At 41.6% G+C, this 13,741-nt stretch carries 3 protein-coding genes; all 3 read right to left on the bottom strand.

What is annotated here, in order from left to right; genetic code table 11:
- Nucleotides 1-44 precede the first annotated feature (44 nt).
- From ACT6R0_RS09525 to ACT6R0_RS09515, 3 genes are read right to left on the bottom strand one after another with little or no spacing between them, the layout of a single operon-like run.
- On the bottom strand, nucleotides 45-911 hold the full coding sequence (locus ACT6R0_RS09525; RefSeq protein ID WP_444652471.1) for a hypothetical protein: 867 nt from the start codon (nucleotides 909-911) through the stop codon (nucleotides 45-47).
- A gap of 17 nt (nucleotides 912-928) precedes the next feature.
- Nucleotides 929-6,820 carry a hypothetical protein gene (locus tag ACT6R0_RS09520; protein WP_444652472.1) on the bottom strand — a complete coding sequence of 1,964 codons (5,892 nt, stop codon included), beginning with the start codon at nucleotides 6,818-6,820 and terminating at the stop codon, nucleotides 929-931.
- A gap of 23 nt (nucleotides 6,821-6,843) precedes the next feature.
- The gene (locus tag ACT6R0_RS09515) at nucleotides 6,844-13,740 is read right to left on the bottom strand and encodes a hypothetical protein (RefSeq protein ID WP_444652473.1); all 6,897 of its coding nucleotides are present in this window, start codon (nucleotides 13,738-13,740) and stop codon (nucleotides 6,844-6,846) included.
- Nucleotide 13,741: the final 1 nt, after the last annotated feature.

Raw genomic sequence — 13,741 nt, 5'->3', positions numbered from 1 at the left:
ATCCTGTCCTCTGGCTACACTAGTGATACCTACATCACCATAATTTAATTAATATTGCCGATCTTAACCATCGTGTTGTTTCCAATATCTTCGAATTCTACAAAAGATCCTAAGCGCATTGTGCTAGCTGTTCCGCTGGCGGGGTCAAATCCAATAACGGGGCGTAATCCTCCGGCTGCTGTACAGCGCAGCACGCCTTCAAATTCTATAGTACTCACGGATCCCGCTATTACCGCACCAGTCACCTTTGTCGGGATAATTTGGTTGATCTGGGTCAGACCGATTGACGTAATTACTGTATTTAAAGCACCAGTAAATGATTTTGCTGTATATTCAATCGAGGATATTGCCAAAGTACCCGATAATATAAAACCTATAGAAGTGGAGTTTCTAGCTACTGCGTTAGTGACAAGGTATCTCCCCCGGAACCTGTACGTCCTGTTGGCTAAGAGATTAAATGTATCATTGGCCGCGGTGAAAACTGAATTATTCGCAGCTGTTCCGATAGTAAAATTAGCGCTGGGAATAGAAATCATTTGTGGAGTCACTAATAAATCCCCGCTTCCTGTAACAACTTGGCCATTAATTGTTTTTAAGCCATTGCTATTAAGTTTTGCATCCAATTGAGTTTGTAAGTTTGGAATATCTGCTATCACCAGGGCAACATTGCCCGCCGTGTCCGGTGATTTGCCATTGACTTTTTTTACAGGGGCAAATTGAATGGCAGCCGCCTTGGCCCCGGCAGGTGTTACAAATTTTGTGTTGTCTCCGCCGTCCTGGATATCAGTTGGCGTAGCACGGTCCTCTGTCTTGTGCAATGCGCTATCGATAAGATCTGCAAACTGGCTTTCGGTTGGCCTGTCACCTGTATTAAAGTAACCTTTTAATGTAGTTCTGCTTTGCGTTGGCATAATATGTTTTTTTTATGTTATCTGACTAAAAATGTTCCCTCAATTATCATAGTTCCTATACCACCAATGTCCTGCCAGGTTTCCGGATTATAAATCGTCAGGATTCTTTCTTCAGTACTGAACATACCGGCAGTATTTTCTGCAACTACTTTAAAATGGTGGTAAACTGCGTTACCATCGCTATTAAGAATATTTAATGTACCGCTTCCAAGTTCTGTAAGTTCAAGAGGAAGGTAAATATGCTGGTTGTTTGTCTGCAGGAAATGTATTTTAACCCAATTTCCTTGACTATTCATCTTATAAAGATGGTACTTACCATTGTAACAGGTTTTTTCCCAATGCAAGATGACTTCGCGGAGTTCTGTTCCGTTGAGCGGCTCTGAAAAATAATCTAAGCTTGGAGCCTCTGGATTATCAACTTCAGATATAAGTGTTGCGAGAATTTTAGATGGCAGCGAAGGGGCGTACTCCACAATTATGTTGTTGTTGCTATCCGCATATTCCACCCTCCTCGAAACTGTTATCCGATAAAATATTGGCTTGCCGTAAGGAATTTCATCTAAATCTTGTAGGTGGTCATTAAATCTCCAAAGTGAATTTACATCAATGCCTTCCGCGCCCAAGTCAATTACCATTACTAGATCCATAAGTCCCAGAGCTTCGGCGTTAAGGCGATCAAAAGTTCGATAAATATTTATTTTTTTTATTTCCTGGACTGGCGAATATGCCGCGATCTCAAAGGTTATATAAGGCACTAGACCGACAGATCCATTTCTAAATACAGGTATGCTATGAAGGATTTTAGGCGCTTCGGGAGCATTGGTGTTGACCATTTTTATGGGGCCGAGTGCGATGCTCATTTGTCCCATCTTCATTTGTGAGCCGATTTCTTTAGCAGCGTAAAAATACAGGTTTGATGTAGTCCCGTCGAGGGTAAAGTCAGTAAATTGTACCTTATTAGTTCCTATCACCTTCATCATAGGTGCCATATCAAAACCATTTCCGGGAACATTAGGATCCAGCAGATAGCCATCCTTATCCCTGATAACTTGTTTTTTATCTACAGGAGTATAGGAAGAACCTCGAATATAATCGTAAATAACAGGCACCTCAGTGAGTGGAATAAATGCAGTCTTGACCACTTCTATAACAAAATCAAGTAATCGCAATTCGTCATTCCGGCCCGTCACCTCGGGTATTATAGTTTCATTCAAAGCAATTGTTCCAAATGATTCAGGCTCAATTATGTCGACATTGTCACCGTAAAACAGATTATGCTCTATAATAAAATTATTAATTCCCTGAAAGAAGTCAAATCTGTCCGGTAAAGGGAAATTATAAGGGGTTTCTTCTCCACCAATAGGAGGATATGCGTTATAACTGGTCTTGTTTATCAATGTGTCAAAATCCAGAAAATTTTTCCAGCGATTTGTCAGGTACTGTTCCTGGTTTCCGCCTAATTGCGCAAGTTCCTGGCGAATGACAGCTATCGTTGATGTCGAATAAACTGCTGAGAGCAAAGCTTGGTCGTCTGCACGATGGAAGCTTATACTATACGGTTTTTGCCTAAACTGCGTCGTAATCGTATAAGTTGACTTACCAAAGGTATCAGGTCGCGTAGCATATAATGCACCAAGCGGGGCCTCCGGCTGCATAGGGGTGATAACTTTCTGTGCAAATATCATTGCCGGGACACTATACCTGGAACGATAAAAGCTCATATCGTTATTAGTATAATTTTTATCTACTGTCCTGAGTGCAAATACAGAATAGTGCACATTCTCACCCTCACCAGGCAGAATTGCCTGCTCTGTAAGATTGTCAGCCTGGTTATAATATAAATACGCTCTATAGGATGGGTAATAATTTACAAATACGTTATTCCCGATTATAATATCATCATTTGCCGGATTAGGATTGCCGTTATCGTCAGACTGGAAATCATCATCCTTAATATAAAGAGTCAGATTACCCGATGTTCCAATATTTTCTGTCCGGAAAACCTTAAATTTCTTGCGTGAACCTATGACTGTTCCGCCATTGCTATTTGTTAATGTGAAGAGGCGAACGATTCCGTTAAACCATTCTACGGAAACACTATTGCCGCTATATGGGGTATTTTGGGAAAGCTGATAATTGTTAAACGTCAATTTGTAGATACCCCGGTGCGTAGCTATCTTATTGATCAACTGCCCTGATGTACTTTCAAATGTGAAATTTTCTAAAAACTTTTCTACTTTAGCATGATGCCAAATCCCTCTTGTTTTCTCGACATATCGGACAATTTGACCATTATCATTCTGTAGCCGAACGACTTCCCTATGACAGGGCCAGTTTTGGCCTATCTGGATTGTTAACGAGTCCACAATCCCCCAGTTTTGGGAGCTTTGCATATTCTCGGATACTGTAAAGAGTCCGTCTTCCTCTATAAATGGTGGCTGTAAATTTTGTGTGCTCAAGGTTGGTATCTCACCTGTTATAATGCCATCACTCAACTGCTTTTTATAGACCGTAAACGTTAATCCTCCTGATGTCGGCTGAATGCCCTGGATAACATATTGTTGCGTCCCCGTTATAAATAGAGCGCCTAAGAAATTTTGGGCTGAAGTTCCTGTAGGAAAGTCTGAGCCTAATGTGACACCTGTACTCGCCTGGAGGTAGTCCTGAGTTTGGATTATTGAAAGCAGTGGGTTACTGTGGTCAACGATACCGGTAATTTGACCTGAAATATTTCTGGGCGTTTGATTTCTGAAATAAATTTCAATCTCGTCACCAAAAACTTCAGCATCGTCAGGAAATAGAGATTCTGTATCTGTTTCATATATCGAATCCGAAACTGGTGAGTCCAGAGGTATCTGATAACTAACCAACTCATGGTCGCTATTATAGTCAAATAGTAACCTGATGAGTGTTTTGTCTTGCAACTCCGGTATTCCCGAAAGCCGTCCCTGTTCGTCTGCCGATGTAAACATAAGCGGCGACTCACGTTGTATCAGCAGTGCATTAATATTTGCGGGCGGCAGTAAAAGATTTGCAGGCTTAATGGTTGTATCTATAGAAAGCTCAACCGGACTTTCAGTAGCTCGCGAAAACCAGTTGATACCATACCCTGCATAATAATATCTGCCGCTTAATGTCTGTCGGTGTGTGTATAGCGAATTATTGTAATCAGGAATTAGTAAAGATACCGTCTCAAAGGATTCATTGTTAGTCGCGTCGATATTAAGGTACCTGACATCGTGGGATAGCTCCGGTTTTGCCCAGATCCCCGGATCATTTTCACCGGGACGCATAAGCCTGTACTCAAGTCCGGCATATATAGGAATAGTAAATGATGAAGTGTCGACTGGCTCGGCATTTGAAAAGAATGTGGGATTTTCTTCACCTTGATATATTGGCTCTGAAAAAATCCTGACATATCTTTTCTTTCCATCCTGTGTATAACCTCCCGGTAGCAATTGATTTTCACCATCCTCATCTTCTGTGAGACCGGGCACAAGCTCTTTCAGATCCACAGCCAGAGGCAACCTCTGAGTTTGCTGTGAAGTGGGTAATGACATTGACAAGTGATGAATCTCGCCGGGCCCTTCACCTAAATCTCCCAAAGTATAATATTCTCCTAAATAAATATATTCAGCATCAAATACGGCGTTATCCGTATCTAGTTTTCCTAAACCGAGCATTCGCGCTATATGATAATCATAGGATGCGATCCTGAGCATATCCAGATTTGATACTTCTGCGGCACCCTCCGTGGGCTCTTGCTCCACAGTTAAAAAATCGTTCTCATCATAAGCCAGATTGAGATTAACATACTCTAATGCCCGTGGGTTTTGAAGGCTATTGCTCAATTCGATATATTTTGAAACAATATCCTTGATATTTCTATTCCACGATTCCACAGGCCCATTCCATTTTGTCTGGTAATTTCTTATGTCGACAAATGCGTTTTCGTTGTACCGAAGCCATTTGCCGTGCACAGGGTTAGAATTATCAGGGTCAAGTCGCTCATAGGCAGGGGCCTGATCGAGCGTTAGGGCGAATTCTCCAATCTCTTCCCAACTCCCTAGTGAATTAGCATTAACTATAAAGTCAGAGTAAAAACCAAAGGCTATTCTCTTAACATAGCAGGCCTGAGACCTAAAGCGTATACTTCTTCCATTCTCACAGATAACAGATGGCTCTGACTCGTATGGAGCTTCAAATGTTCCCCTGAAGGATAATGATTTGGGAACAAATACTTTATTTTCAGGGACTGAGAGGCTTTCCAGCCGGAGCAAACTGCCACTAGATGTCTCCGCAACAGCAAGATTTGCTTCAAAAAACAATTCCCGTTTATTTTCAACCTCAATTACTTCATTGCCATAGCTCTCGATAAATGCTAATGAATCAGACATCGGATCAATAGCGGCCCTAACCTGATCATACTTTTGGCTGTTGCGGAAATGAACGAAAAATATTCTCGAATCACCGTTAAATTTGTAAAGCCAGTACCGTAACTGGTCATTTACAGTTTGAGGTGACACTGAGAAGTCAAGTGTAAAGAGCGCCTTTTCATATCTCGTCCGGTAGACCTTGACAAAATCATTCGGCTTATTAAAATTATGACTCGTAGCGGCATAGTCTCCTTTTGGAAGGTGCTGATCTCCGAGTATTCCGGCAAAAGTCCATCGTATGTGATTGCCTTTAGTGCTATCGTCACCAGTTGAGCCAGCGGCCTGCAGGTAAAAGTTAGGAGATTGGAGTAAGGTATTGTCATCTAACCCTATTTCGATTTTCGGCTCGTCAAGAACACAAATAACATCCTTAGCGGATGAAAGTGTAGTCACCTGCACAGATATGTTTAGCGCAGTAATAGAAAGAGAATGTACAACTGCAACAGGATTATCAAATAATTGAACCTGACCATTTGAAAAATTGTGTGCGGGTACCGTAGATGAGATACAGCTATTCGCCTGTCCGCCTAAATGGCCAACCACACCGTCGGGTCGGTACAAATAAATGTTATCGTTGTCTGCGCTAAAGATTCTAATGTCAGTAAATCCCGTTAACCTTTTTGTCCATAATGTATTGAGTTGCTGATTAATTCTTGTGATATGCTTATCAGAGCCTAATCCGGTTTCCATAAAGATATTGGCCTGGCCGTCAATAAACATGTGCAGGCTATATGCCCCACCCAGGAACATTCGGGTCTGAATCTGTAAATTCATTGGTTGGTTTGAAAAAGGAAACCTCGTCAGAAAAAAATGGTAATCTGGTGCTCCGAAAGTCCCTCCAGCAGCTATTGTATAAATCATGTTACCACTATAAAGCACCACATGATTACTTCTACTTTGCTGAAGATCAAAAGAAAATGAATTTAAGATGTTAAAATTTAAATCAAGTTCTAGAAAACCGCCGGCACCATGAAACATGATCCGTGAACCGTTATTCGTCATTCCCTGTTGGGAAACATGCGGAGCGTTGACTCTTTTTTGCAGTTGTATATTTCCGGCGTCATTTACCTTAAAGAGATGGATATCGCTATCAATCCATATAGCCAAAACGTAATCAGCGGAGGTAACTTTTTCCAGATGTACCTTAAAATATACTGTATTTACAAACGGTACCGGATAATTTTTACACCAAACTACCCCCCCTTGCGGATTGACCCGCATCATGACGGTATATTGATTAGATCTTCCTAGTACCAGAATGTCACTTGCCCCACAGGAAACTACTTCATGAAAAATTAAGTTATTCTGGCCAGTAATCGTATAGTTTTTTTCCCAAAGCAAATCTCCATTATGATCGATTTTGGATATTGAAGCTTTACCTGCGGCTTGTCCCACTGCATAAATAGCATCAGCCGTGTATACAGAGTGATTATATTGAGGATTATTATCAGTGTATTGGTTTAAAAAGAGCATAACTTAAGTTTTTAATTGCAGGTTTATATCATGCTGATTGTTGTGTCAACTATAGTTTCGTCATAAGAATTGCCATTCCATAATTTGTATTTAAATCTTACCGATATATACATAGAAGTAATGACCTTTGACGTATGCATAAGCAACACCTGTGAGTAATCTTTTGAATAAAGAACTTTGTACGCCGGGTCTGGGCTGCCTCCTGTAAGAACCTGTACGGTGTTAGATATTGCGTCAAGCGGAATTTTTGGATCGTTAAATGGTTCTGGATTCCTTACCAGCAGGGCGATTATATTTCCGGTGACCCTGTTACGGACTTTATTAAAATCAGTGGTCATTGGCGGATTAAGAGGACTAAGTCCGAACACGCCCTCCAGCACCCTATCGAAAAAGTGATAAAATTGTGTCGCCATTGCATCGGTCTGGCTATTTGGATTGCCTGATATAATTGCATATGCATTATCTACCTGGTTCTGAGTTAGTTCTATCGGCAACTCAAATACCGCTGGTTTCTGAGCCAAAACATTACCCTCATCATCCAATTCCCTTAATATATAACTACCCACCTGATCTTCAAAACTTGCATATCTCGATGTTTGGAAGACAAACTGATGAACCTGCTGGCTTTCCTCATAAATACCTGGCATCGGCGTCAGAGGATAGTCTGCAATATCGCCATCATTGTTTTGATCAAAAGCATTGTAAACAAGTGCCGTATATAGCTTTTGCGGTTTCAGATTTTCTAATTTTACAGTAAAGTAATATGAAGCAGGCTGTATCGGGTCCCCTAGGACTATTTGGCAGGGTATAATGTTTGGATCCGTATCAATAGAAGATATATAATTGTTTAATATCTGAACGGGTAAAGGTATCCTCGGATCATTATCCCCTTGCCATTCAAGACCATTCTCACCGTTTCCAACAGTTTCGGGCACCGATTCGTGTCCTTCCCAATTTGCAGGAAGTGGATACGGAATAATTACATCGGAAACCGGGTCCTTAATGGCTATGTGCATTTTGCCTTTCCGTTCAGGCAATATATTACCTTCCGAATCTTCATAAGCATTCCATGTATTAAGCATGTGATATGCAAAGGGCTTATCAAAATATATATTTATTTTACTCTGCTCATTTCCATAAAACAAAGGTTTAGCTTTTAAAAGATTTCCATCCGCATTTGGATAAGATCTCTTGTAATCGATATATTTAGACAATGAAGCTATCGGATACTCCTCAGGCACTGAACCCTCCGGTATTTGATATGCGCCGGGATACCTGTGGAAATGCCCAATCGGGCCGACAGTCCTAAATCCGTAATAGTAATTGTAATCTCCTGCTGCATACTGGCCGTCAGCGACCTCATCTTTCAACCTAAAGCGAACATAATAAGCTGTATTGGGGCGCCAAACCGGCTGGACCGTCCTTTGGAATCCTTCGATCATTGCAGCACTATCAGCCTGGATTGCGTCCTGAGAAGGAATTGTTTGCAGATATTCATAGTGTTCAAGGCTTATCCAGCAGATTGATTGGAAAGATGTGGTACAATTACTAACTCCGTTATCCGAGCAGTTACAGTCACCCATACCGGCAATCACATCTAAAATACTTTGCGTGTTGGCTAAAAAAGCATTATAGTAGTCGAGTGCAGTTTGTGAATCCTCAGGTCGGGAACACCAAGCGCCCAATTGTTGGATTTGCTCTTTATATCGCTCATATTGTAAACGGATATGTGTACTAAGCAGCTCGTATTCAGGACTATTCTTATCAAAGCTTTCGATGATTTTTATAAATTGGGAGAAACACTCAAGCTTATCGCAGTATTTATATATGTCTTTTGAAGTTAAAGCCAAATAGCATTCTTGCTGCAATTGCTGTAGTTCCGCATATAAATTGCACAGTCTTTCGTCCCTTTGGCAAGGCTCATCGTTACAGTCACAGTCACCTAGAGCGTTTATAATCCCGACAACAGATGTAGCATTTGCAACAAAAGAGGAATAGTACTCATACACTTCTTCCGCACCTACATCTGGCTTTGCACACCATTTCATCAACTGTTCGAGCTGTTCCCTGTATTTTTCGTACTCGGGCCTGATGTGCTCCGATATCAATTTGTATTCACCATGGTCCTTGTCAAATTGTTCAATAAGTTGGATAAACTCTCTGAAACAATCTATAAACTCACAATATTTATAAATGTCTTTGACCGTGAAAGGAAGGAAGCACTCTTTAAGTCGTTGTAAAAGCCGCTCATATAGTTCACAAAGGGTTTTATCCTTATTGCACGGCGATGAATCTTGTGAACAGCCAAGGCCTTTTAAATACTCGACTCTCGCATATAATTCTTCATACTTGGCCAAGTCCTCTCCAACAAGCGTGGTTGTCGAGGTCCCTTCAATATCTTCCTGAGCATTCACCATCAGTTCCTCCATCTGTCCCTGAAGGTGTAAGATTTCGGCACCGTTTGCAGAGTCAGGCGTAATTTCAACACGTGAAACAGCTAGCTGACTATCGTACTGTTGCATATTATCATATACCACTGGAACTGCTAATTCAGCAGATGGCTTATATACTTCAGAGATAAGCTCATAAGACGGGAATGATGCACCGTCTACAATCACTAACCTAAAGTATCTTATAGTGACCCCCTGTGCAGCGGTAGTTATTAGTAACTCGGTTACTACAGTTGGCTTAGGGAGCGTGATAACCATTGTATTATAGTTATAAAATACAAGTGATTTTTGGAAATTGTGAGGATTAGGCACGTCCTGCACAATCATTGCATCCTGCAGAGTTTGTGCAACAGCCATATCAGGATCTGCATAAATCGTCTGGGTAAAATAGCCTTTTATATTAAAATATGCCCCGTTTATTTGGTGGGCAGGATAATGTGCCGGCGGAAAATAAGCTTTGTTTAATGGTTTATTCAAAACATCACAACATTCTTTTTCTATCTCTTCGAAAGAACAAAACAGAGTCGAGGGCGTAATCCCATAATTTTCCGGTGTAAACCAACCCGGTTCTGCCCCATCCAAAAATGAAAAAGGATTGGTTGCCAAGAGCCTTATCGTGTCGTACTGCCCATTTGAGCTGTTCTTTTGCCAAAACCCTATTTTAAGGTGCTCAACATTTTCATCCGGCAAAATAGCCTTGAAAGGATGATAAGGCATCCACTGTCCGGTCGAAGAAAGGGCCATTATTTCAATTTCTTCGATGGAATATTTATGTTTTACCTGCCTCACCGTTCTACCCCCGGGCTGCTGTACCTGAGGAGGGATGAGGTCAATAAATTTAGTTGCCCCTCCTGTATGGCCGCCAATTTTTCCTGATACGGCGGATGGGTTAGTCCCCTTTTCCATCTTTATGTCAATGTAGGTGTCAAGCGGAATTATGCTGACAATATCATCTAGGCTTGGTGGTTGAGTAAGATTCACACCTAAATAATCTAGTTTGAATGTCTCAAATGTCATCATGTGAATCCCTTTGACATAATTATCTACCTGTATAACCTTAGCGTAATCGGGATCAGTTACTGGTAAATAAGTAATAGGTGGGATGGCGGCAGTATTTAATGCCTTGATTTTTTCCCATTTGAGCGTGAAAGTTAACGGTATGCAAATCGTTACTCTAACAAAACCTAACTTCAGGCTTCCGCAAACCCGTAACCGGATTTCAGCGAATATGAGGAATGGTTTTGGTAACTCGACGCTAAAGTAAGTCATTACATCAGCCCGTACATTGATAATCCAAAAATCAACTTTTAAGCTGCCTTCGGCCCTCATATAACCCCCGATCTGCGGCCTTTCAAAGCTAATATATCCTCCGACTTCCAAACTTGCATGCAGCTTAGCTATGAAAAAGTCAAAATCAAACTCAACCCTTGAACCTGCTTCTATCCCAGCAGCAGAAAGCATTAAATACGATGTTGCCCGTATACTTAGAATATCTTTAAAAAGCGTAGCGGTTATCGGGTTTTGCCTGGTACCAAAATTAATATACCATGGGCGCTGGTTTTTAAAGAAGAAGCCGGCCTGTATTTCAGCCCGTATGTCCAAAAGCCAGCCCGCGCTTTTGTTGAACTGGAAGTTAGCACCTGCCCCGAACTCGATGGAATCATCACCTATAATTACAAACGCATAGAAAGGAGGCATAGTCGGATCGTCCTCAGCCATTCCGATACGTTCACTCAGGATGGTAAGTCCTGCATCAATGGCAAACATACTGGGAAGCGAAAGCAATATCATCGCACGAAGCGAAGCTGTCCGGCCACCTCCGTCCATTGTTGCAATAGAAGCCCCAATGCCGATAGAGAAGGCAGAATCATATTCCGGTGTGTGTTGCGGACCGATGAATTTTCGGTAGTTGATGCCCCGTTGGGGCGCCATGTAATACTCGTACCACGTGTTATCCTCGGTCATGTTAATAGCTTCCTTGGCGGCCACATAACGGTAGCCTAAGAGTCCGCGAAAACCAAAAATCCCTATAAAACCTAATGGTATTGGAACAGGAAACTCTACTGAGGTGTCTAATAAATAGGCTGGATACTTTGGATCAAGTCTCATGGCGGCCTCGCCATATATACTTAATTGTGGAAGTTGTAATGAAATTTTACCGCTATATTCTGATGAAACGCCGGGCTCAGGAATAGTAAGTGAACCTTTAATTATAGCAACAGCTTCTGAAGGGTCTGTGCCGCCGGGAATAACCAAGTCCAATTCCAGGGTAGATATGTGGAAGTAGTCATCTGCACTATTCCCTTCATCCTCATCATTATCAATTGTGTAATAATATTTAACGCCCTTTCCACGTATATCAACGCCGATTGGGTCTATATTCATACCTCCATCGAAACCTATATAATTATACTTTCGCATTCTTCCTCCTCGCTCCCTTTGAATACTGCCTATATGGATGCCTGTAACTGACATCTTAATAGGCCCTATCGGAAGGGTAAAGTTTACAGGTATGAACGCATTTCCTCCTACAATTTCGAATCGTCCATCAAAATAAAATCTGATTGCAGGCAAGTCAATAACCTGATTATTAAACAAGGAATTAGCTAATGTTCCTTCAGGGAAAGAAATTTTCGTATCAGCCCCTATAAAAAAGTCTCCTCCATCCCGTCCGATCTCTGCACCCTGAAATGTAACTATCAACATATCAAAAAGGTTGAGCGGAAGTCCGCCCGGAAGGAAAGAAGCGGCAAGTTTAAAATCTTCAGCGCTTTTCCACTCACCATACAAATCGACCACAGCAATTTCATCCGCACCCTGCTTAAACTTCTTCATTTCAAGCTGTGCATGCAGACGCGAACCAGTTACTTGGTTATTATCAAAGGTTATATCGAAACTCTTAAATCCAAGGCGCCACGATCTTGATTCATTGCCTCCAAGCCTGAACCACATAGCTTGGCCAGTGTCAATAGCATTTATAAAATCATAGAACTCCCGCTCGGAATTAAATACCACATTTCCTCCTCCCGAATTGGGAGTAATACTAAAAGGATACCTAAACTTCAGGCGACTTTGCTGGCTAAGTCCATTTATATGAGCTAGCAGTGTTGTATATGAAATAATTTCAATAGGTGTTCCTGTAGAAAGTACCGTTACCGGGAAATTGATCTGGAAATAATCCTGATAGAAATTGGTGGCAATCCCCTGAGCATTTGTAGCGTAGGTTGTCCTGAGACCTATTGTTCCCGAAATTCCGCCAGTACCCACCAGGAAGCGATCTGCTGTAATAGCCAAGGTTTGGCCCGTTTCTTTTTTAAACCATTTCTTCGGGAGAAAGATCTCGGCATGATCTATATATGCGCCCACAAACTCCGGCGGGCGGTTATCCATTTCCGCTTCGACGATATTCTTTGTCCTGCTAAGGTCTATTTTTAGGTTATGGATATCTATTATAAGGCCTGTTTTACCGATTTGGGCCGGCGTAATGGTGTTGAGAACCATCTCCATATTGTAGCCGAAGCCTTCTTGACTGTCGGCAAAAAATAGCGCCTGCCCAAACGAAAGCAGCACTTTAGGATTACCGTCCGCATCTGCAGGTATAACCTCCAGTGCACGTTCAGGCTGTGCGGTGGAAATATCGTAAGGATTGACACCGTTCTCGTCATAAACGGGCTGTAATATTGACCTCGGAAATTCTATAGCCGCGTTGAGGTTGAGGGTCGCCCGGAACTTAGGGGTAACTATTTCGCGGATAAGCTGTCTTACATCGGAAGGTATCAACGACGAAAAATAATCTTCAACCTTAGACGCAGCTTTATCGATATCATCAGAATATAGATAAGTGTTAAAAGCCACAAGCGAAGCGTTAATTCCTGATTCCTGTTGTATGTGCGCTACTATATCGGAAAGCTGGGTTTGCGAGGTAGGCAAAGGTATCGGATTTGCCCAACCAGGATTATCGGCATTAATATCGTTTACAAACTGTTGCAGTTTAGTAGTAGATGGATTTATTGGTGTTACAAAAAAATCAATATAATTCGCCAAGGCAAATTCTTCCGAAACATTTATAACCCTCAACCCAAGATCGAATATTGCCATTGGGTCATATGTAAAACCACCGAGATTAAAATTGTTAAGATAGGCCAGTATCGGCCATTCATATTCAACTGTTATTGGAAAAGAGGATATTTCAAAGTCTCCCCCTGTATAATCCGGATTCAATACCAGGTATATTCCTGTTCCGGGAAGTTCAATATCAATTCTGTCCGGCGAAACTATTGCCAATGCATAAAATGCAGCATCTCCGTACGGGCTTTTGCTATACTGGAAATCCTTAAAATGAAGGCGACCAACAAGATCCGTTATACCATCTCTGATGAAACCTAAAATTTCCGGTATGTCTTCTGCGCTCAGGATTGAGGCCAATGAAGGATAGTACCTTATAATGACAGGGGTTGTTGGTGTCGGCATC

It is taken from the genome of Flavobacterium sp. (genome assembly GCF_052437795.1).
GTDB lineage: Bacteria > Bacteroidota > Bacteroidia > Flavobacteriales > Flavobacteriaceae > Flavobacterium.
The sequence above is the reverse complement of the archived record's forward strand: the minus strand, read 5'-3'. Positions and strand labels throughout refer to the sequence as shown.